The 18,942-nt window shown below is 70.3% G+C and carries 21 protein-coding genes and 1 pseudogene; 10 read left to right on the forward strand and 12 right to left on the reverse strand.

The features are described 5' to 3' along the window. Positions 1–66: 66 nt before the first annotated feature. The 9 genes from ACTWQF_RS26340 to ACTWQF_RS26380 form a co-directional block, all read right to left on the reverse strand. Positions 67–888: an LAETG motif-containing sortase-dependent surface protein gene (locus ACTWQF_RS26340; RefSeq protein WP_443282182.1), complete on the reverse strand. Its 822-nt coding sequence runs from the start codon at positions 886–888 to the stop codon at positions 67–69. A 399-nt stretch (positions 889–1,287) separates the two neighbouring features. Continuing rightward, entirely contained in the window at positions 1,288–1,851 is a 564-nt protein-coding gene (locus ACTWQF_RS26345) for an FABP family protein (protein WP_443282183.1), read from the reverse strand. 275 nt (positions 1,852–2,126) lie between these two features. After that, positions 2,127–2,495 (reverse strand): DsrE family protein, encoded by a 369-nt coding sequence (locus ACTWQF_RS26350; protein ID WP_443282184.1) that lies wholly within the window; start codon positions 2,493–2,495, stop codon positions 2,127–2,129. Positions 2,496–2,569: 74 nt separating this feature from the next. Further along, positions 2,570–2,857, reverse strand: coding sequence for a DUF1416 domain-containing protein (locus ACTWQF_RS26355; protein WP_443246299.1), 288 nt, complete (start codon positions 2,855–2,857; stop codon positions 2,570–2,572). Between the two features lie 38 nt (positions 2,858–2,895). Continuing rightward, the gene (locus ACTWQF_RS26360) at positions 2,896–3,732 is read right to left on the reverse strand and encodes a sulfurtransferase (protein ID WP_443282185.1); all 837 of its coding nucleotides are present in this window, start codon (positions 3,730–3,732) and stop codon (positions 2,896–2,898) included. Between the two features lie 715 nt (positions 3,733–4,447). Next, positions 4,448–5,164: an LmeA family phospholipid-binding protein gene (locus ACTWQF_RS26365; RefSeq protein WP_443282186.1), complete on the reverse strand. Its 717-nt coding sequence runs from the start codon at positions 5,162–5,164 to the stop codon at positions 4,448–4,450. 110 nt (positions 5,165–5,274) lie between these two features. Further along, positions 5,275–6,582 carry a hypothetical protein gene (locus ACTWQF_RS26370; RefSeq protein WP_443282187.1) on the reverse strand — a complete coding sequence of 436 codons (1,308 nt, stop codon included), beginning with the start codon at positions 6,580–6,582 and terminating at the stop codon, positions 5,275–5,277. Continuing rightward, a complete protein-coding gene (locus ACTWQF_RS26375; protein ID WP_443246303.1) occupies positions 6,579–6,845 on the reverse strand; it encodes a MoaD/ThiS family protein in 267 nt (88 codons plus the stop codon). The genes ACTWQF_RS26370 and ACTWQF_RS26375 overlap by 4 nt, the downstream gene beginning before the upstream one ends. A 30-nt stretch (positions 6,846–6,875) precedes the next feature. Beyond that, on the reverse strand, positions 6,876–7,841 hold the full coding sequence (locus ACTWQF_RS26380) for an alpha/beta hydrolase (protein ID WP_443282188.1): 966 nt from the start codon (positions 7,839–7,841) through the stop codon (positions 6,876–6,878). Between the two features lie 366 nt (positions 7,842–8,207). Here ACTWQF_RS26380 and ACTWQF_RS26385 point away from each other — a divergent pair, with 366 nt between their 5' ends. The 6 genes from ACTWQF_RS26385 to mshD all read left to right on the forward strand — a co-directional run bounded on the left by ACTWQF_RS26385 (position 8,208) and on the right by mshD (position 14,759). Beyond that, entirely contained in the window at positions 8,208–8,972 is a 765-nt protein-coding gene (locus tag ACTWQF_RS26385) for a winged helix-turn-helix transcriptional regulator (protein ID WP_443282189.1), read from the forward strand. 268 nt (positions 8,973–9,240) lie between these two features. Next, a complete protein-coding gene (locus ACTWQF_RS26390; RefSeq protein ID WP_443246306.1) occupies positions 9,241–10,290 on the forward strand; it encodes a LacI family DNA-binding transcriptional regulator in 1,050 nt (349 codons plus the stop codon). A gap of 93 nt (positions 10,291–10,383) precedes the next feature. Then, on the forward strand, positions 10,384–11,403 hold the full coding sequence (locus ACTWQF_RS26395; RefSeq protein ID WP_443282190.1) for a S1C family serine protease: 1,020 nt from the start codon (positions 10,384–10,386) through the stop codon (positions 11,401–11,403). Positions 11,404–11,467: 64 nt separating this feature from the next. Then, complete coding sequence (locus ACTWQF_RS26400) at positions 11,468–12,223, forward strand: response regulator transcription factor (protein ID WP_443282191.1); 756 nt, start codon at positions 11,468–11,470, stop codon at positions 12,221–12,223. Positions 12,224–12,387: 164 nt separating this feature from the next. Next, positions 12,388–13,800, forward strand: coding sequence for a HAMP domain-containing sensor histidine kinase (locus ACTWQF_RS26405; RefSeq protein ID WP_443282300.1), 1,413 nt, complete (start codon positions 12,388–12,390; stop codon positions 13,798–13,800). A 59-nt stretch (positions 13,801–13,859) separates the two neighbouring features. After that, positions 13,860–14,759, forward strand: coding sequence for a mycothiol synthase (gene mshD / locus ACTWQF_RS26410; RefSeq protein ID WP_443282192.1), 900 nt, complete (start codon positions 13,860–13,862; stop codon positions 14,757–14,759). A gap of 12 nt (positions 14,760–14,771) precedes the next feature. Here the strand turns inward: mshD and ACTWQF_RS26415 are convergent, their stop codons facing one another. The 3 genes from ACTWQF_RS26415 to ACTWQF_RS26425 form a co-directional block, all read right to left on the reverse strand. After that, positions 14,772–15,119 carry a hypothetical protein gene (locus ACTWQF_RS26415; protein ID WP_443282193.1) on the reverse strand — a complete coding sequence of 116 codons (348 nt, stop codon included), beginning with the start codon at positions 15,117–15,119 and terminating at the stop codon, positions 14,772–14,774. Between the two features lie 278 nt (positions 15,120–15,397). After that, positions 15,398–15,622, reverse strand: coding sequence for a hypothetical protein (locus ACTWQF_RS26420; RefSeq protein ID WP_443282194.1), 225 nt, complete (start codon positions 15,620–15,622; stop codon positions 15,398–15,400). A gap of 44 nt (positions 15,623–15,666) precedes the next feature. Further along, a complete protein-coding gene (locus ACTWQF_RS26425) occupies positions 15,667–15,885 on the reverse strand; it encodes a hypothetical protein (protein WP_443282195.1) in 219 nt (72 codons plus the stop codon). 459 nt (positions 15,886–16,344) lie between these two features. On the opposite strand from ACTWQF_RS26425, the gene ACTWQF_RS26430 reads away from it, so the two are divergent. From ACTWQF_RS26430 to ACTWQF_RS26445, 4 genes and pseudogenes are all read left to right on the forward strand, one after another. Further along, positions 16,345–17,190, forward strand: coding sequence for a helix-turn-helix domain-containing protein (locus tag ACTWQF_RS26430; protein WP_443282196.1), 846 nt, complete (start codon positions 16,345–16,347; stop codon positions 17,188–17,190). Between the two features lie 16 nt (positions 17,191–17,206). Then, positions 17,207–17,779, forward strand: coding sequence for a class IV adenylate cyclase (gene cyaB, locus ACTWQF_RS26435; protein ID WP_443282197.1), 573 nt, complete (start codon positions 17,207–17,209; stop codon positions 17,777–17,779). Positions 17,780–17,824: 45 nt separating this feature from the next. After that, a complete protein-coding gene (locus ACTWQF_RS26440; protein WP_443282198.1) occupies positions 17,825–18,361 on the forward strand; it encodes a GNAT family N-acetyltransferase in 537 nt (178 codons plus the stop codon). A gap of 16 nt (positions 18,362–18,377) precedes the next feature. Further along, positions 18,378–18,857, forward strand: a pseudogene (locus ACTWQF_RS26445) (hypothetical protein); the annotation flags it as partial. Between the last annotated feature and the right edge of the window lie 85 nt (positions 18,858–18,942).

An 18,942-nucleotide genomic window follows, 5' to 3' on the forward strand; every position in this document is an offset into this window, starting at 1 on the left:
CAACAGCGGCGTGGTTCCGGTCTCCCCCTTGACCCCGGCACCCGCACTACCGGAAGGAGTCGGCGATCAGCTCTGGCCGGCCTTCTTGCGCTTGGCCAGGAAGAGGGCCGCGCCGCCGATCACGACGAGGGCACCCGCACCGCCGACGAGCATCGGGGTGTTGGAGTTGCCACCGGTCTCGGCGAGGTCGCCGCCCTTGCCGCTGTCGCCCTTGTCGGAATCACCTGCGGGCGCCGGGGTGTTGGCGTCCGAGGCGTCGTCGCTGGGCTTCGACGGCTTGCTGGTGGGCTTGTCCGAGGGCTTCTCGGTCGGCTTCGGAGCCGGCTTCTCGGTGGGCTTCTCGGTCGGCTTCTGGGTGGGCTTGTCCGGGTCCCAGTCCGGAGCGTCGACCGAGTAGTTCATGGTCTTGGTGTTGTTGCTCGGGTCCGGGTCGGTCGTGTCGCCCTTGATGCTGGTGCGCAGCGTCTGCTTCTTGCCGGAGATGTAGCCCGGGACGTCGACCTTCTCGAGCTCGTCGCCGTTCCCGGCCAGGTCGACCGTCATGACGACCTGCTTCTCCGTGACGGACTTGACGGTGAAGTTGTGCTTGTCGTTCGCGGCGTCCTCGTCGAACGTCGGCTTCTTCTTGGTGTCGAAGTGGATGTTCTTGACCGCGGTCACGGTGAGGGTGGCCTTGGTGGCGTCGGGGCCGTAGCTGCCCAGGTTGATGCCGAAGCCGCCCCGGACCTCGCCGGTGCTCTTGTTGTACATGAAGCCGGTCGCGGCGCCCGAGTTGAGGTCGGCGCCGCCGGCCGCGAACGCGCTGCCGGCGGTGGCGAACTGAGTGACCGCCAGTCCGCCGACCAGCGCGACGGTGGCTGCTGCGGAAGTGATGCGAGAACGATTCACAGAAAGAGCCTTTACCCCGTTAGGGCAGCCGAGTGCAGCGGCGAGCGGGCGCGGGAACGCGCGACAGGGCCTCGCCGGCGCTCGTGCCGGTGAATGGATTAACGCCATTCTTATCACTCGGGGGTACGCATTAGCCTATCCACAAAGAGTGATCGATGAGACACAGTGAGTGCACGCAACCGCTGTGACCTGGAGATTTGCAGTGTCTCCGGCGTCAAAAGAGAGTTCCCTTACAGCGCACGAACAACGCGCTATTTCATAGCTTTCACAATCGTGACACCGTCGAGACGTCCGATGACCTGTCAGTTCGGCTGACGGAGGACGGTTGTTCAAGAAGAAAGGGCAGCTGTCGGCCGACAACTGCCCTGGGAAGGCGGGCATCTGCGCCCTGGGAAAAGGTCAGCGGAAAAAGGCGATTCCGTCGTCGGGAAGATCCACGACGTCCTTGGCCCACTCCTTGGGGTCGACGACCTTCTTCAAGTGCGCCGACATGTAGGGCCGTAGCGGCACCTGGGGTGTGGACTTCTCGCCGACCCACATCAGATCGCCGTTCACATATCCGTACAGCCGCTTGCCGCCGCTGTACTCGCCCGCGGCAGCGGTACGGGCTACCGCGTCGGTCGCCAGGTCGATCTGCGGCTTCTTCTCGGCCAGCTCGCCGTACCAGACCTCCGCGATGCCCTGGTCGCGGATCATGACGACCTCGACCTTGCGGTCCTTGTCGATCCGCCAGTAGCCCGTTTCGGTCTCCAGCGGGCGGACCTTCCTGCCCTCCGCGTCCAGCTCCCAGGAGTGCGAGACGTACTCCAGGAAGTCACGGCCGTCATGGGTGAAGGTGACTTCCTGCCCGAAGTTGCACTTGTCCTGTCCCTCGAACTCCGCCACTCCCGCCCCGGTCCAGTTGCCGAGGAGGAAGGCGAGGGGCACGAGGTCCGGGTGGAGGTCGGACGGAATCTCGATCATGGAGCTGGTCGATCCCTAGGAGTGGCGGGGCGGCGAGCGGTCAGCGCTGGCCCTGGTAGAGCTTCTTGAAGGTCAGCCCGGCGAAGGCCACGGTGCCGACGCAGACCAGGACCATCAGGGCGGTGAAGAATGCCTCAAGCACGGGGTGGCTCTCCTTGCGCGGTATTCGGTGACCCGGCCGAGTCTAATCGCCGCGGCCGGGAGCGGCCTCCGGAGGGTACGGCCCCCGCGCTGAGGGGCCGCTCGGCGGCCCTTCGGTGCCCCTCGGAGGACTCTCAGTAGACGAGGGCCTGGACGCCCTCGGGCATGATCTCGCTCACGAAGAGCTGGGCGCCCGCGATACGGACCCCTTCGATGACGTCCTTCTCCTCGATCCCCCTGCGGGCCGCGCACTGGGTGCACAGGGTGATCCGGCCGGTCGCCTGGACCGCGGCCATCAGATCGGGCAGCGGCGCCGCGTGCGGCAGCTCGAACTCCGCGGCGCGGCCCGGGAGGGCGAACCAAGCGGATTCGCCGGTCAGCCACAGGCTGACCTCGGTGCCGCTGGCCGCCGCGACGGAGGCGACCGTGAACGCCTGCGAACACCTTTCGGGTGCGTCCGCGCCCGCGGTGACCTTGATGACGAGCTTGCTACGGGGTGCCATACACCCAGCATATGGGGGCTCCGCCCCTGGTCCCCTGCGCCGGGGCCCAGGGGCGGAGCCCCCGGAAGGAAGGGTCAGACCGCGATGGTGACCTCGGCCAGGCCGCCGTTCTGGGCGACCACGGTGCGGTCCGCGGTGCCGCCGGGCACCAGGGCGCGGACCGTCCAGGTGCCCTCCGCCGCGTAGAAGCGGAACTGGCCGGTGGCGGAGGTCGGGACCTCCGCGGTGAACTCGCCGGTCGAGTCCAGCAGCCGCACGTAGCCGGTGACGGGCTCGCCGTCACGGGTCACGTTGCCCTGGATGGTGGTCTCGCCGGGCTTGATGGTGGAGGCGTCCGGGCCGCCTGCCTGTGCTCCGCACATGGGGGTGTTCCGTCCTTTCGGGGAATGCCGCGAGGGCGTCAGTTGGAGCCCAGCTCGACGGGCACGCCGACGAGGGAGCCGTACTCGGTCCAGGAGCCGTCGTAGTTCTTGACGTTCTGCTGGCCCAGCAGCTCGTGCAGCACGAACCAGGTGTGCGCGGAGCGCTCACCGATGCGGCAGTAGGCGATGGTGTCCTTGCCCAGGTCGACGCCCTCGGTCTCGTAGAGCTCCTTGAGCTCGTCGTCGGACTTGAAGGTGCCGTCGTCGTTGGCCGACTTCGACCAGGGGATGTTGCGCGCGCTGGGCACGTGGCCGGGGCGCTGCGACTGCTCCTGGGGCAGGTGCGCGGGGGCCAGCAGCTTGCCGCTGAACTCGTCGGGGGAGCGGACGTCCACCAGGTTCTTGGCGCCGATGGCGTCGACGACCTCGTCGCGGAAGGCGCGGATGGAGGTGTCCTGCGGCTTGGCCTTGTAGTCGGTGGCCGGACGCTCGGGGACCTCGGCGACCAGGTCACGGGAGTCCAGCTCCCACTTCTTGCGGCCGCCGTCCAGGAGCTTGACGTCCTGGTGGCCGTAGAGCTTGAAGTACCAGTAGGCGTACGAGGCGAACCAGTTGTTGTTGCCGCCGTAGAGCACGACCGTGTCGTCGTTGGCGATGCCCTTGGCGGACAGGAGCTTCTCGAAGCCCTCCTGGTCCACGAAGTCGCGGCGTACCGGGTCCTGGAGGTCCTGCTTCCAGTCGATGCGGATCGCGCTCTTGATGTGGTTCTTGTCGTAGGCCGAGGTGTCCTCGTCGACCTCGACGATCACTACCTTCGGGTCGTCGATGCGGGCCTCGACCCAGTCGGCGTCGACCAGAACGTCGCTGCGGCTCATGCTGTCTCTCCTCGTGAGGTGGGTGGATGCGGCGGAGGGCGAACAGGGGTACGCGTACGCGGTGGCGCCGGCGGGGCGCCGATACGGGTCGGGCGCACAGCGGAGTGCGGCCGTGCGCGGGGAGACGTACGCGGGAAACTGCTCTGCGGCACGTACGCGCTGTGGTGCGCCGGGTGTTCCGGGGCGCGGATGCGCCGGACACCGGCGGCGTCAGCGGACGCGCGGACGGTCGGCGGTCAGCGGGAGCCGCGACAGAGCATGGCGGCGATGCGACACAGGTCCACTGCCCGGCGCTTCGTGAGGTCCGCCTGTCGCTTCATGCGCTCGATCGTAAGGACGAGAGCGGGGCTGTGTCACCGCTGATCCACCATTTGAGACGCACCCGTCCGCAATGTGAGAGTGATCGCTCCGGGTGAGGGCGGCGGAAGCGCCGCCGGGCAGAACGGGGCGCGGCGGGCGGAGCCGCGTGGACCTGGCTGTCTCGGATGCCGGACCGAAGATCTCGTGCCCGGCACGGGTGGCTGCGCTTGCCCACCCTGCGCCCTGGGGGTACCCCCTGCTCGAAGAGCTTGGGGGAGCAGACTGCCCAAGCTTCGCGGAATGAGTTGCGCCCCTAAGGGGCGCGGGGAACTGCGCGAGCGGCCACGACGCGCCCGCAGTCTGCGACGGACAGCCAGGGGCAGCCTCTCCCCAGGAAGCCCGCGCCGGGCACGCCTCAGCCGGCCAGGTTGACGCCGGTGCCCGCCATGGAGACGTCCACGCCATCCTTGGTGGCCTCGACCTTCTCCAGCTTCAGGCCGTCGGGGAGGCTGTCGATCTCGCGCTCGAAGTCGATCTTCTTACGGATCGCCTCCTCGACGCCGGGCACCTTGGAGCCGGGCACCTTGTCGGCGTGCAGCCGCACCGTGTCGCCGCCCGAGACGCTGACGGTGCTGTAGACGCTGCGCTCGACGGCGCGGCCCACCAGCGGGAGGGCGACGCTGGCGGTGACCTTCACCTGGTCCTTGCCGGAGGTGCTCTTGCCGCCGTAGCCGACCCGCACGCCGTCGTCCGCGGCCTTGGACAGATCGGCGTAGGAGAGGTGGACCGTGCCGGTGGCCCGGTCCGCGACGGCCGAGCCGTAGTTGTCCGACAGCTTGACGTCCTCGGCCGTCATATTGACCTTGCTCAGCCGCACCTGGCGGTCGCTCGCGGTGGCGGTGACGCCCTCCACCTCGACGGTCACCTTGTCCAGGTCCTTGCCGGCGATCTGGGTCAGGAAGGGGAAGCCCTCGATGGAGACGGACGGATCGCCGGACGAGGTCGATCCCAGCTGGCTCTTCAGCTTCTTGGCCACCTCGTCCTCGGCGAGGTTCACCGCGATGCGGTCGGCCGCCACGAAGAGCCCGGCGAGTACCACCAGGATCACAAGCCCTATGCGTAGTGCGCGCATCGCGTCCGTATCCCCCCAGAGTCGGCTGACCACGAGTCGGCTGGCTAGCTGCGAGCGTAACCCGCAGGCTGCCAGGCACTCCTGGGGCGGTTGCGGTTGGTGGGGCGTTGTTACATCAGAGTACGGCCCAGCAGATAGAGAGCCGGGGTGGCCAGGGTGAGGGGGAGGGCGACTCCCGCCGTCATATGGACGAACCGGGAGGGCCAGTCGTAACTGGCCACCCGCAGACCCAGCAGCGCACACACGCCGGCCCCCAGGCCGAGCAGCGCGGCCGGGACCGGATCCACGCCGCCCAGCTGTCCCGTCGCTGCCCCGGCCCCCGCGGCGGCGGCGAGCGCGAGCAGGACCGAGAGCGGCGCGGGAAGCGGCACGGCACGCGCCAGGGTGCCCAGCGCGACGGCGGTGGCTCCCACCGTCACGGCCTTGGGATCGGTGGGGAGCAGCCCGGCGGCCAGCACCGTCAGGCCGGTGGCGGCGAAGCCCGCGCTGAGCGCGTAGAGGCGTTCGTCGGGACTGGAGTTGTTGCGCAACTGCAGCACGAGGGAGAGGACGCACCAGACGCCGGCCGCGCCGAGCAGCACCGTCGGCGCGTCCTTGCCGTCGGTCAGCAGCAGCCCGGCGTCGGCCGTCAGCCCCGCCATGAACGCGAGGGCGATGCCCTGCCGGGCCGGCCACATCCCGTTCAGCCGGTACCAGCCGGCCGCCGTCAGCGCCTGCAGCAGTACGAGGGCGCCGGTGAGCGCGCCGTGCCCCAACGGCGCGGTCCCCGCGAGCAGCGCCGCCAGCACCGTGGTGACGGCCGCGGGCTGGAAACCCGGCGCGATGATCGGCGACCCGGTGCGCGGCCGCGTACCCGGCGCGGGGGACGGGGCGGCAGCCTGCGGGGGCTGGGCGGGCTGTGGGGCCGGTGCGGCCTGTGGGGCCTGTGGGGGTGGTGCTGCGGTGCCGTACGGCTGAGGCTGTGGTTGGGGATGTGGCTGTGGTTGGGGATGCGGCTGTGGCTGGGCGTACGACTGCGGCTGCGGCTGGGGTTGTGGCTGTGCGTACGGGTGCGGCTGGGGCTGGGGCATCGGCTGTGGCTCGGAGTGGTCTTCCGGGGGGAGGGGGCCGGGTGCTCCGGGCAAGGGTCGGCCGGAGGGTGCGGGGAGGGGCTGGTGTGCGTGCGGAGTCCCCGGGGGCAGCGCTCCGGTGCTGTCCCAGGCGGCCCCCCGCCAGTGCTGCGGAGCCTGGGAGTACGGGGGTGCGTCGGCCCGGGTCACTTCGTACGTCACGTCGTACGCGCTCTCATAAGAGTTCTCGTAGGAGCCCTCGTACGACGGGTGGTGCGGAGGCAGCGGCTGGACCTCGGCGTGCGGGAGGGGGCGGCCGTACTCGTCGTACGCGCCGCGGTAGGGGTCCTCGTACCGGCCGTCGTTCATCGGGCGCCCCCGGCGAACGGGGGGAGGACCTCGACGGTGCCGCCCTCGCTGAGCCGGACGGTCTCGTGGGCACGGGTGCCGACCGGGTCGCCGTCGACCAGGAAGGAGCAGCGCAGCAGTACGCGGGCGAACTCGGGCTGCTCGGCGTGTGTCTCGCGGGCGCGCTGCAGCGCGCCCGCCAGGGTGCCGGCGTCGTACGGCTCCTCGGCGGTGCCTGCCGCGGCCTTCGCCGCCGCCCAGTAGCGGATCGTGCCGCTGGCCATGGTGGGGTCCCTCTCAGCCGTCCGTGCCCTCTATCGCGTCCTGTTGTCGCGGCTCCCATGATGCGGCCTCGCAGCGGGTGCTTGTAGCCGGGTGGCCGCCCAGTCGCCGATCCGGTCCAGCAGTGCGGGGTCGGCGGAGTTCTCCGCGTGTCCGAAACCGGGCACCAGCCACAGCTCGCACGTTTCCGGATCCGCCGCCTCGGCGAGCGCGAGGGGGTGGTCGACGGGGAAGTACGGGTCCTGGTCGCCGTGGACGACCAGCAACGGCACCGGAGCGATCAACGGTGCCGCGGCGACCGGCGAGAGGGGAACCGGGTCCCAGTCCCGGTGGTGGACCCGGGTACGGAGTCCGTAGCGCGACACGAGCCGGCCGACCGGATGCTGGATCGCCCAGTGCAGCCGCCGCATGGGGGCCGTGCCCCGGTAGTACCAGCGGGCGGGTGCGCTGACGGCGACCACGGCGTCGGCGTACGCACCGCCTTGTGACTCCTCCACGCCCTGTGTGCCGCCCCTGTCTGCCGTGCGCGCGACCGTGCGCCCCCTGTGCATCACCGAATCGAGGGTTGACACAGCGTGACCGGTTCCGTGCTCCGTGCGGTGCAGCGCCCCGTGCCGCAGGACCACCGAGCCGCCCATCGAGAAGCCGACGGTCGTCACCCGGCGGTGCCCGAACGAACGCGCCCACGTCACGGCCGCAGCCAGGTCCAGCACCTCCCGGTCGCCCACCGTCGAGCGCCCGCCCGAGCGGCCGTGCCCCCGGAACGAGAAGGTCACGACGGCCGCGTACGCGGTGAACGCGGTGGCAGCGCGGCGCAGCGCAGGCCGGTCCAGGGCGCCGGTGAAGCCGTGCGCCAGCACGATCGCGCCAGGGGCCTCTTCCGCACCGGCGCCCTGCTCGCCCGCCCCCGGGCCCGCGCCCCGGCCCGCGTACGGCTCGTACCGGGCCTCGATCCGCACCCCGTCCGCCGTCCGCAAGTCCGCGCGAACCGCGCCCATAGGGATACTCTCCGTAACGCTCTGCTGGTGATCGCGAGCGACGTCACATGCCACTCGGTCTCTCATGCGGGTATTCTGCAAGGCAAGCAGGATCCGGGCAGCGTCGCCCCCGGGTCCTTTTGTGCTTTCTGGGGGCCGGGCCGGTGGACAGGCCGTGGCCAGGTCCTCGGGCAGTGCCGTACGAAGCAGTGCCGCCATATTCCCCCGGGCGCCAGCCCGGGTGGCGCCCCCGGCGCAGGGCGCCAGGAGGGAACTCGACGTCATGGGCAAGCGAACCGTGCAGAACCGAGACCGGAACCGAGGCCGTTCGAAAGCGCACCAACCACGTGCCACGTGGGTCCTCTCTGCGAGGGAGGGTGTCACCGCATGAGTTCACTGCTTCTCCTCACCAACGCACTCCAGCCCTCCTCCGAAGTGCTGCCGGCGCTGGGGCTGCTCCTGCACAACGTGCGCGTCGCCCCGGCGGAGGGGCCCGCGCTGGTGGACGCGCCGTCCGCCGACGTGATCCTCGTCGACGGCCGCCGCGACCTTCCGCAGGTGCGGTCGCTGTGCCAGCTGCTGCGCTCCACCGGGCCCGGCTGTCCGCTGATGCTGATCGTGACGGAGGGCGGGCTCGCCGCCGTCACGGCGGAGTGGGGCGTGGACGACGTCCTGCTGGAGACCGCGGGGCCCGCCGAGGTGGAGGCCCGGCTGCGGCTGGCCACCGGTCGCCAGCAGATCGCCGCCGACGACAGCCCGATGGAGATCCGCAACGGTGATCTGTCGGTCGACGAGGCGACCTACAGCGCGAAGCTGAAGGGGCGGGTCCTGGACCTGACCTTCAAGGAGTTCGAGCTGCTGAAGTTTCTCGCGCAGCACCCCGGCCGGGTGTTCACCCGCGCCCAGCTGCTCCAGGAGGTGTGGGGCTACGACTACTTCGGCGGCACCCGCACCGTGGATGTCCACGTACGGCGCCTGCGGGCCAAGCTGGGCCCCGAGCACGAGGCGCTGATCGGCACCGTGCGCAACGTCGGCTACCGCTTTGTCTCTCCCGAGAAGGCCGAGAAGAGCGAGAGCTCCGCGGAATCCGTCGCGGATGAGGCGGAGCGTGTTGCGAGGGAGGCCGCGGCTTCCGGGAGGGGCGGCGACTAGGCCGTTTCCAGCACCTTTGTGCCGGTAGGGGGTGCCCCTGCCCGTTGCTTGCGGGGTGCGGGTGAGCTGTGGCTGGGCGCGCCCACGCGGCGGAGCCGCACATGAACACAGCCTCCCGCCCCTTGGGGCGCAGTTCGTCCCGCCCCTTCGGGGTGCAGCCCCGTGCCCGCGAGGATGTGCGCGGCGGGAATGAGTGCGCCGTGGAGAAGAGGTGCGGGGCGGGAAATGGGGCGGCGGAAAAGAGGCTCATCCCGCGTAGACTCTCGGCGTGGCCAAGGTGACGCGGGACGACGTGGCGAGGGTGGCGGGGACCTCGACAGCCGTTGTCAGCTATGTGATCAACAACGGTCCCCGACCGGTCGCCCCGGCGACGCGCGAGCGGGTGCTCGCCGCCATCAAGGAGCTGGGGTACCGCCCCGACCGCGTGGCCCAGGCCATGGCGTCGCGGCGTACGGACCTCATAGGGCTGGTCGTCCCGGACGCCCGCCAACCGTTCTTCGCGGAGATGGCGCACGCCGTCGAACGCGCGGCGGCCGAGAGCGGAAAGATGGTCCTGGTCGGCAACTCGGACTATCTGGACGCGCGTGAGGTGCACTATCTGCGCGCGTTTCTCGGGATGCGCGTCTCCGGCCTCATTCTGATCAGCGCCGGCCCCAGCGAGCACGCGGCGGCGGAGATCGACGCGTGGGACGCTCGCGTCGTACTGATGCACCGGCGGCCCGAGGCCATCGACGACGTCGCCGTCGTTCTCGACGACGTCGGCGGCGCCCAGCTGGCGACCCGGCATCTGCTGGAGCACGGGCACGACTACGTCGCCTGCCTCGGCGGGATGGAGTCCACTCCGGAGCAGGGCGACCCCGTCACCGACCACATAGAGGGCTGGGCCCGGGCGATGAAGGAGGCGGGCAAGTCCGTCGAGGGCCGGCTCTTCCAGGCCCCGTACAACCGGTACGACACCTACCGGATCGCGCTGGACCTGCTGCGCCGTCCCGACCGGCCCACGGCGCTGTTCTGCGCCACCGACGACCAGGCCATCGGGGTGCTGCGGGCCGCGCGCGAGCTGGACATCGACGTACCCGGCGAGCTGGCGGTGGCGGGCTTCGACGATGTGAAGGAGGCGGGGCTGACCGATCCCCCGCTGACCACCGTCGGTTCGGACCGCGAGGCGATGGCGAAGGCGGCCGTGGACCTGGTGCTGGACGACTCGCTGCGGATTCCCGGTACGCGCAACGGCGGCGTTCCCGGCAGCAAGGGCAGGGTGCGGCAGTTCCCCTCCGGCCTGGTCATCCGGCGCTCCTGCGGGTGCGATCCGGCGTGACGCGGATCCGGCACAGCTCGGATCCGGCATAACTCGGAGGTTTCTCAGGACGCCTTCAGGGAGCTCTCATTTTGCCGGAGCACTCTCAGTGGCATGGAAAGCTTCGAGCGGGAGCACCCGCACACCCCGCAGAACACCACGTCCTTCGGCGCCGTACCGCCGCCGCCGGCCGAGCCGCCGTACGCGAGGTTTCCCGTAGCGTCCGGGCGCCCGCCGCGGCGCCGGATGCGGCGGCCCGCCGCACTGCTCACCACCGTGGCCGTGGCCGCGGCAGTGATCGGCGGAGGCACCGCTTACAGCATGGAGCAGCTGCTCGGCGGCGACGGCGGGTCGAGCGGGTCGGTGCTCACCGCCTCCGGCACCAACGCGACCGCCAAGGGCAATGTGTCCCAGGTGGTGGAAAGCGTCCAGGACAGCGTGGTGGAGATCAAGGCGACCAGCGGTTCGGAGCAGGCGACTGGCTCCGGCGTCGTCATCACCAAGGACGGCCAGATCGTCACCAACAACCACGTCGTCTCCGGCGCCGACACCGTGAAGGTCACCTTCAGCAGCGGCAAGACCGCGCAGGCCCAGGTCGTGGGCACCGACGCCGACAAGGACCTGGCACTTCTCAAGGTGAACGGGCAGAACGATCTCCAGCCCGCCACGCTGGGCGACTCCGACGCGGTGGGCGTCGGCGACCAGGTCGTCGCCATCGGCTCGCCCGAGGGCCTGTCCGGGACCGTGACCAGCGGCATCGTCTCCGCCAAGAACCGCGAGGTGAAGGTCCCCAAGGAGGACGGCGACCACAACGAGCTGCAGGGCGGCCAGAGCGACGGCGACGGCGGCTTGCCGTTCGAGTACGGCGGCGGCCAGTACAACGGCGGTGTCCAGGGGGAGACCACCACCTACAAGGCCATACAGACCGACGCCTCTCTCAACCCGGGCAACTCCGGTGGCCCGCTGTTCAATATGTCCGGGCAGGTCATCGGGATCAACTCGGCCATCTTCTCGGCCGGTTCGGGCGACGGGCAGGCGTCCCAGGCGAGCGCGGGCAGTGTCGGGCTGGGCTTCGCCATCCCGGTCAACGACGTGAAGCAGGACCTGGGCTCGTTGCGGGACGGCGGTGCGTGACCCGCACGGCGGCACGGCGGTGCATGACCCGCACGCCGTTCAGGACGGTGCCAAGCTGGTAGCCATGCCCTCCGAGATCACCGCCTCCTCCCCGTCGGGCCCGGCGTCCGAGAAGCAGACCATCCTCGTCGTCGACGACGAGCCCGCCGTCCGGGACGCGCTGCGTCGCAGCCTGAGCTTCGAGGGGTACGAGACGCAGCTGGCCGCCGACGGCGCCGAGGCCCTGGAGAAGGTGGCCGAGCACCGGCCCGACCTGGTCGTCCTCGATGTGCTGATGCCCCGTATGGACGGACTGACCGCCGCGCGGCGGCTGCGGGCCACCGGAGTGCGGGTGCCCATCCTGATGCTGACCGCGCGCGACACCGTCGGCGACCGCGTCACCGGGCTGGACGCGGGCGCCGACGACTACCTCGTCAAACCCTTCGAACTGGATGAACTCCTCGCCCGCGTCCGGGCGCTGCTGCGGCGCAGTTCGTACGCGCGTGCCCAGGCGCAGGCCGAGGCGGCTGCGGAGCCCGAGACGCTGTCGTTCGCCGATCTGCGGATGGATCTGCGGACGCGCGAGGTCACCCGGGGCGAGCGCCCGGTGGAGCTGACGCGCACCGAGTACACGCTGCTGGAGATGTTCCTCGCCCACCCGCGGCAGGTGCTCACCCGGGAGCAGATCCTCAAGGCCGTCTGGGGCTTCGACTTCGAGCCGTCGTCCAACTCGCTGGATGTGTATGTGATGTATCTGCGCCGCAAGACCGAGGCGGGCGGCGAACCGCGCCTGGTGCACACGGTGCGCGGCGTGGGCTATGTCCTGCGGGACGACACGTGAGCTCTCCCGGCAGTGCCGACTCTCCCGGCAGTGCCGACTCCGCCGGCGGCGCCGAGTCCCCCGACGGCGTCGGCGGCGTCGGCGATACCCGCAGTGCCGAGGGTGCCCGCAGGGCCCGCAGTGCGCTGTTCCGGCTGCGCCGGCAGGGTGCCCGGGCCGTCTCCATGCCGCTGCGCGGGCGCCTCGCGCTGCTGGCCGCGGCGACGGTGGCGCTGGCGGTCGCCGCGTGCGCGGTGGCCTGCTGGTTCCTCGTACGCGCACAGCTGCTCGGCTCGCTGGACGACTCGCTGCGGGACAACTCCGTCTCGCCCAGTACCGTCGTCGACCGGGTGCAGTCCGGCCAGTGCGCCCCGCCCGACCAGCCCGCGCCCAACCCCTTCGGCGCCACCGTGCAGGTGGTGGACACCTCCGGCGGCAGCTGCGTGATCGTCGGCAGAAAGCTGGATGTGACCGACTCCGACGTACGGGTGGCCGGGCAGCGGCGCGGTGAGTCCCTGCACACGGCGCGCGCCTCCAACGGCACCGAGTACCGGGTGCGCACCACGCCGGTGGCGGGCACCGGGCTCGCGGTGTCGGTGGCCCGGCCGATGGCCGAGATCCAGGAGTCGCTGCGCAACCTCGCGCTGATCCTCACCCTGGTCGGCGGGGCCGGTGTGCTGGGGGCCGCGGGCGCCGGTGTAGCGCTGGCCCGCGCCGGGCTGCGGCCCGTGGACCGGCTCACCGAGGCCGTCGAGCACATTGCCCGCACCGAGGACCTGGCCGTACGCATCCCGACGGACGGCCACGACGAGATCGCCCGGCTGTCCCGCTCCTTCAACGCCATGACCGAGGCGCTGGCCTCCTCGCGCGAGCTCCAGCAGCAGCTGATCGCCGACGCGGGCCACGAACTGCGCACCCCGCTGACCTCGCTCCGTACCAACATCGATCTGCTGGTGCGCAGCGAGGAGACCGGGCGGGCGCTGCCCGAGGAGGACCGCAGGGAGCTGCTGTCGTCGGTGCAGGCACAGATGGCCGAGCTGGCCGAGCTGATCGGCGACCTCCAGGAGCTGTCGCGCCCGCAGGCGATGCCGGAGGGCGCGGGTGACCCGGAAGAGCCGGGCGCTCCCTCCCGGACGGGCGTCGTCGGGTTGCACGAGATCGTCGAGCGCGCCGTGGAACGGGTGCGTCCGCGCGGGCCGCGGCTGACCCTGACCACGGACCTCGCCCCCTGGTACGTACGGGCCGAGTCCGCGGCGCTGGAGCGGTCGGTGGTCAATCTGCTGGACAACGCGATCAAGTTCAGCCCCGAAAGCGGCACCGTGCACACCGTGCTGCGGGACGGCGAGCTGACGGTACGCGACGAGGGGCCGGGCGTTCCCGCCGACGAACTCCCGCACGTCTTCGACCGCTTCTGGCGCTCCCCCTCCGCGCGGAGCCTGCCCGGCTCGGGGCTCGGGCTGTCGATCGTCGCCCGCACCGTGCGGCAGAGCGGCGGCGAAGTCCGGCTCCAGCGGCCCGCGGACGGCGGCCCGGGGACCGAGGCGGTACTGCGGCTGCCCGGCGCACCCACGCCACCGCCTGCCGAACCGCCCGGCTGACCGCTTTCGGCAGGCAGGCACCGGTCCGCTCGCCCGCGTTCGGCCGTAGGGTCGTTCCCATGAGTGACGTGGATGTTGTGGACGAGGTGTCCGCGGAGGGCGTACGAGAGGTCCAGGCGCTGATCGACGCCGCCGCGCGGGAGGACGGTCAGGCCGCCGTCTCCGAGCAGGGCAGACTCCAACTGCGCGGCGGCCCGCGCCCGGGCGTACGCCACCTGCTGCTGCGCGACGGCGACGGGGTTCTGGCCGGTTACGCGCAACTGGAGGACACCGACCCGGTGGAGGCCCCTGCCGGGGAGCTCGTCGTCGCACCCACGCGCCGCGGCAACGGCTTCGGCCGGCGGCTCGGCCAGGTACTGCTGGAGCAGTCCGGGCGGCGGCTGCGGGTCTGGGCGCACGGCGGCCATCCCGCGGCCCGGCATCTGGCCCAGAGCCTGGGCATGACCCTCTTCCGCGAGCTGCGGCAGCTGCGGCGCCCGCTGGCCGGGTTGGACCTGCTCGATCCGTCACTGCCTGAGGGGGTGACGATTCGCAGCTTCCGTCCTGGGGAGGACGACGCGGCGTGGCTGGCCCTCAACGCCGCCGCCTTCGCCCACCACCCCGAGCAGGGCAATCTCACCCAGCGTGATCTCGAGGACCGCAAGGCCGAGCCCTGGTTCGACCCGGTCGGCTTCTTCCTCGCCGAACGGGAGGGGCGGCTGGTCGGCTTCCACTGGACGAAGGTCCACTCGGCGGAGGAACTGGGCGAGGTCTACGTCCTCGGCGTCAGCCCCGAAGCCCAGGGCAGCGGCCTGGGCAAGGCCCTCACCACCATCGGCCTCCGCTACCTCTCCCACGAGCGCGGCCTCCCCACCGCCATGCTCTACGTCGACGCCGACAACCCCGCCGCCCTGCGCGTCTACGAGGGACTCGGCTTCCGCACCCATGAGACGGACCTGATGTACCGCACGGAAACGTGAGGGCTCCGGCCCTCACCGCGGCGGATCAGGGCACCGCTCTCCGTCGCGCGGGCACACCAGCGCGCACCGGACCACCAGCTGCCCCTGCGCGTAGTAACCGGCGTACGCATCGGCACCCCGCTCGATACAACCCCGCAGATGCTCCAGCTTCCCCTCGACGTCGCGGGGCGGCGCAGCGCGCACTTCCCTCTCCAGCCAGGCCCACGCCTCGCCCGGATCGGTGAAGGTCCCCGCCCGCATCTGCTGCGGTTTGCGGAACCAGTGGCTGATCGTGTTCGGGGGAACGGCTGCCTGGAGGCTCCGGGCCTCGCTGTCCTTGGGCCACTGTCCTCCGGTGTAGGCGTACGCGTGCCAGTGCACCGTCCGGCGTTCCTTCCTGGCAGGCGTGGCGCCCCGCTCCGCGAACGGGGCGCCACGCGTGACGAGTTGTTACCGGTCGCCGCCACAGCCCTGGACGCTGCCGCAGTCAGGGTCGTCAGCCGGATGGGTAGGCTCCTCGTCCTCGGGATCGGCGGCCAGGATCAGCGCATGCATGGTGCTCCTCCTTCTGCTGGATTTCTCGGGGACCCGCCTCCGGGGCCGCGACCGTCACGCGTTGGAGTGGAAGCCGTGCGCGACGGCCCGCCCGGGGGCGGGGGTCAGGTGTCCTTTTGCCGGCTCCTCACGGGTGACCCCCACGTGGGGCGCGGGCGCGGGTACGGACCCAGCGAACGATCGTCCTGTTGCTCCTTCGGAGCTTGTTCGCCCCGGACGAGGGTGAGGTGGTGTGGCGCGGCATGCTTGTCCTGCCGGTGCTTGACCAGCACATTGCTCAGCACCGTTGCGATCTCGGTCTCTCCCCGGTTCTGCGCGAGGGCGATCATGTCGCGTACCTGCTCGCATAAGCCGCACGGAGCGGCGGTGCCACTCATGCAGGGCCAGTTCCGTCCTTGCCGGAGGCGGCGCGTTCCTTGAGCGAGGCGATGGCCTCGAATGCGGCCTGGCCGTAGTGGGTCAACGGGAGGCGTGCGGCGCACGGCAGGCAGGCGTATTCCCCGCCACCCGGGCCCGATCCCTGTTCATGGACGACGATCAGTGCAACGTCGTCCGCAGGGCCCTGGTGCCATGTGCAGTGTCCGTGATGCATTCGGTTCTCTCTCATTGCGTTGAAGGACAGGCACATGTGCCCCGCACGGTGACCCAGTCGGGGCAGTCCTCGCCCGGCGACGGCTCCGTGCTGATCACGACGGTCGGCAGTTGGCAGCAGTGCGGGCACGGCACACCTTCTTCTTCGACAACCGCGCGTACGGCAGCCACAGCAGGGTCACGCTTCACGAATGCCACGTCCCTGACGGGAGCGGAGGTATCGGCAGGGCCGACAGGCCGAGGTGACGGCGAGCGTGCGGGCGCGGATGGTGCGCCATCTCGTCCAAGAGCGGCGGGAGTTGCGGGAGAAGCGAATCGTCACGGGGAGCAAGCTCAGGAGGTGCGGCATTCTCGTCGGCTTCACACGCACAGCATGTTGTGACGGAACGTACGCACTCGATACCGTGACGGTTATCTCACGGTGAGATGACTTCCCATCCCGTCATGAAACGGGGGCCTGATGTCCGCACTTGTACCTGTGGAACTTCCTGAATGGGCCTGGCAACGTGCGGAGGTGCGGCAGGCATTGCGGGCTCGCGACGTTGGCGCCGTGTTCCGATACGTCCAACAGTACGGAGGCACCAGCCAGTCGAGAATCGCCACCGCTACGGGTATGACCCAGGCCCGCGTCAACGAGATCATCAACGGTCGCCGGGAAGTTATCCGGCTCGATGTCTACGAACGCGTCGCCGACGGCCTCGCCATGCCGGACGACGCACGCCATCTGCTGGGTCTGGCTGCCGGCCGAGACACATGGAACGGTGGCCCCGCCTTCGACCTGGCACCCTTCCCGGAAGTCATCCGGGTCTATTCCGCTCAGGCTGCTGCCGCTGAAGAGATCCGCAGCCAGGCCGCCACGGCTAAGGAACTCGACGTTCTGGCCGTGCGTGGCCTGGGGCTCATCGGTTTGAACGACTCGTTGCTGCGCTCCTCACTGGTCCGTGAAGCTGGGGAGCGCGTACGAGTGCGCGTGCTACTGCTCGATCCCGAATCACCCGCGCTGGCGCTGCGTGCTGCCGAGATTGGCGAGTCCGCCGAATCTCTTGCCGGCGGAGTGCACCTGACCGAAGCTCGGCTGCGCGAACTCTCCGCCTCGTGTGACATGCATGTCTACCGCTACCGCCTGCTGCCGACATGGCGCTTGGTCCGCGTTGACTCCATCGTGTTCGTCTCAGCGTTCGATGCGGGCTGGGAAGGCCACGAATCGGCTACATACAAGGTGGTCGAAACACCCCACGGGCCGCTGTACCGAGGCTTTCGCCGCATGTTCGAGGCGATGGCGGGCGAGGGTGTACGCACGGTCTGACGAGTGGGAGGTACCAGTGATCGAAGCGGAGCTGAAGGCGCGAGTGCGGGATCCGAAGGCCGTGAAACAGCGGCTGGACGAATACGCCCTCGGCCGCGCCGAGGTGTACCGGGACACCTACTACGACACAGCCGAGGGACAGCTGGAGTCGCGGGACGCCGAGCTGCGGGTCCGGACGGTGCACGGTGAGACGGAGACGCGCTCCTTCCTGACCTACAAGGAGGCGAAGGTCGACGAGGCTTCTGGCTCGAAGCCGGAGCATGAGACCCGCGTGGAGGACGCGGATGCGGTGCACCGAATGCTCCGTGGCCTCGGGTACCAGCCAGTCATTGCGTTCGAGAAGCGGTGCCGGAACTACGAGGTTCAGGCTGGTGGCCGACAGATGCTGGCGACGCTGGTGCGGGTCCCGGAGATCGATGGGACGTTCATCGAGCTGGAAACTCTGGTGGACGAAGAGGCCGACGTGCAGGCGGCGTTGGTCGACGTCCGCGCCGTCCTTGGAAGCCTCGGTATTGCGGACGCTGACCTGACGTGCGAGCTCTACACGGACGCTGTCGTCGCGCGTAGGGCAGGTGACGAGGAGCAATGAGGTAGACATGTCTGGCCGAGTGCAGAGTGCCCGGCTGAGGTCGTAGTGGCCAGGCTGGAGATCCGGCGTCGCGGGGCCGAGGGGCTGGACGAGATCAGGCCGCAGCTCCTCGCGGTGTATTCCGAGGTGTACGCGGACCGGCTGTCCGAGGAGTTCCACTCGGTCGCCCGATTCGACGAGCGGCTGGGCTGGAACGCTGAGGTGCCCGGTTTCGCTGCGGCCGTCGGGTACCAGCGCGATCAGCCGGTGGGCTATGCGTTCGGGTGCGTGTTGCAACCGGGCACGAACTGGTGGTCCGGACTCCGCACGCCGGTGCCGGACGGTGCAACCGCCGAGACGGGAACGCGGACGTTCGCCCTCTCGGAGCTGATGGTCGTCGAGTCGCTCCGCGGCAGTGGGGCCGCGAAGCAGATCCACGATGCGCTGCTGGATGGTCGAGCAGAGGAGCGGGTGACCCTGCTGGTGGAGCATGACCACCCTCGTGTGCGAGCCCGCTACGAGGAGTGGGGGTATCGGCGGCTCGGCGAGGTCGTGCCCTTTCCGGACGCCCCCGTCTACGACGCGATGCTGCTGACGCTCTGAAGTGAAGGGCGCACCCATGGCCACTCTCGCGGTGACAGGACACATGGATCTCACGGAGGCGACCGTCCCGCTGGTCCGGGATGCGTTGGACAAGCTGCTCGCCGACTATGAGCCGTACGACCTGGTCGGTGTCTCGTGCATCGCGAAGGGCTCGGATTCGTTGTTCGCCGAGGCTGTGCTGGCGGTGGGTGGCCGTCTCATCGTCGTGCTCCGTCCCGGGACTACCGCGAAGTGAAGGCCAAGGCCGAGCATGCGCCGACGTTCGATCGGCTCTGCGCGGCAGCGTCGGACGTAGTGGTGATGCCGCACGCGACCGCGGACCGGGCGACATACGAGGCTGCCAACGCAGAGCTGCTGCGCCGAGCAGACCGGCTGGTCGGTCTGGGATGGTGGTGAGCCGCCGCCCTCCGGGAAGGGCGGCGACATCGCGGACACCGTGCAGCAGGCGCGGGCCGCGGGGCTGGTAGTACGACCAGAACGGCGGTCGCCGGGCCGCCGCCGCGGGGCCGGGGGTTCCGGGGGCGAGCCCCCAGGAGAAACGGGCACATGCCCCCGGCGCGCAACCGTCGGCACCCCGCGAT

The sequence above is a fragment of the Streptomyces sp. 8N114 genome (genome assembly GCF_052245835.1).
Lineage (GTDB): Bacteria > Actinomycetota > Actinomycetes > Streptomycetales > Streptomycetaceae > Streptomyces.

Excerpts from the sequence above, each read along its gene's own strand:
- ACTWQF_RS26365 (WP_443282186.1), bottom strand. The coding sequence starts at position 5,164 with ATGCGCGCACTACGCATAGGGCTTGTGATCCTGGTGGTACTCGCCGGG.
- ACTWQF_RS26350 (WP_443282184.1), bottom strand. The coding sequence starts at position 2,495 with ATGGCACCCCGTAGCAAGCTCGTCATCAAGGTCACCGCGGGCGCGGAC.
- mshD (WP_443282192.1), top strand. The coding sequence starts at position 13,860 with ATGAGTGACGTGGATGTTGTGGACGAGGTGTCCGCGGAGGGCGTACGA.
- ACTWQF_RS26385 (WP_443282189.1), top strand. The coding sequence starts at position 8,208 with ATGAGTTCACTGCTTCTCCTCACCAACGCACTCCAGCCCTCCTCCGAA.
- ACTWQF_RS26360 (WP_443282185.1), bottom strand. The coding sequence starts at position 3,732 with ATGAGCCGCAGCGACGTTCTGGTCGACGCCGACTGGGTCGAGGCCCGC.
- ACTWQF_RS26425 (WP_443282195.1), bottom strand. The coding sequence starts at position 15,885 with ATGCATCACGGACACTGCACATGGCACCAGGGCCCTGCGGACGACGTT.
- ACTWQF_RS26405 (WP_443282300.1), top strand. The coding sequence starts at position 12,388 with ATGCCGCTGCGCGGGCGCCTCGCGCTGCTGGCCGCGGCGACGGTGGCG.
- ACTWQF_RS26380 (WP_443282188.1), bottom strand. The coding sequence starts at position 7,841 with ATGGGCGCGGTTCGCGCGGACTTGCGGACGGCGGACGGGGTGCGGATC.
- ACTWQF_RS26420 (WP_443282194.1), bottom strand. The coding sequence starts at position 15,622 with ATGATCGCCCTCGCGCAGAACCGGGGAGAGACCGAGATCGCAACGGTG.
- ACTWQF_RS26375 (WP_443246303.1), bottom strand. The coding sequence starts at position 6,845 with ATGGCCAGCGGCACGATCCGCTACTGGGCGGCGGCGAAGGCCGCGGCA.
- ACTWQF_RS26400 (WP_443282191.1), top strand. The coding sequence starts at position 11,468 with ATGCCCTCCGAGATCACCGCCTCCTCCCCGTCGGGCCCGGCGTCCGAG.
- ACTWQF_RS26370 (WP_443282187.1), bottom strand. The coding sequence starts at position 6,582 with ATGAACGACGGCCGGTACGAGGACCCCTACCGCGGCGCGTACGACGAG.
- ACTWQF_RS26355 (WP_443246299.1), bottom strand. The coding sequence starts at position 2,857 with ATGTGCGGAGCACAGGCAGGCGGCCCGGACGCCTCCACCATCAAGCCC.
- ACTWQF_RS26345 (WP_443282183.1), bottom strand. The coding sequence starts at position 1,851 with ATGATCGAGATTCCGTCCGACCTCCACCCGGACCTCGTGCCCCTCGCC.
- ACTWQF_RS26395 (WP_443282190.1), top strand. The coding sequence starts at position 10,384 with ATGGAAAGCTTCGAGCGGGAGCACCCGCACACCCCGCAGAACACCACG.
- ACTWQF_RS26430 (WP_443282196.1), top strand. The coding sequence starts at position 16,345 with ATGTCCGCACTTGTACCTGTGGAACTTCCTGAATGGGCCTGGCAACGT.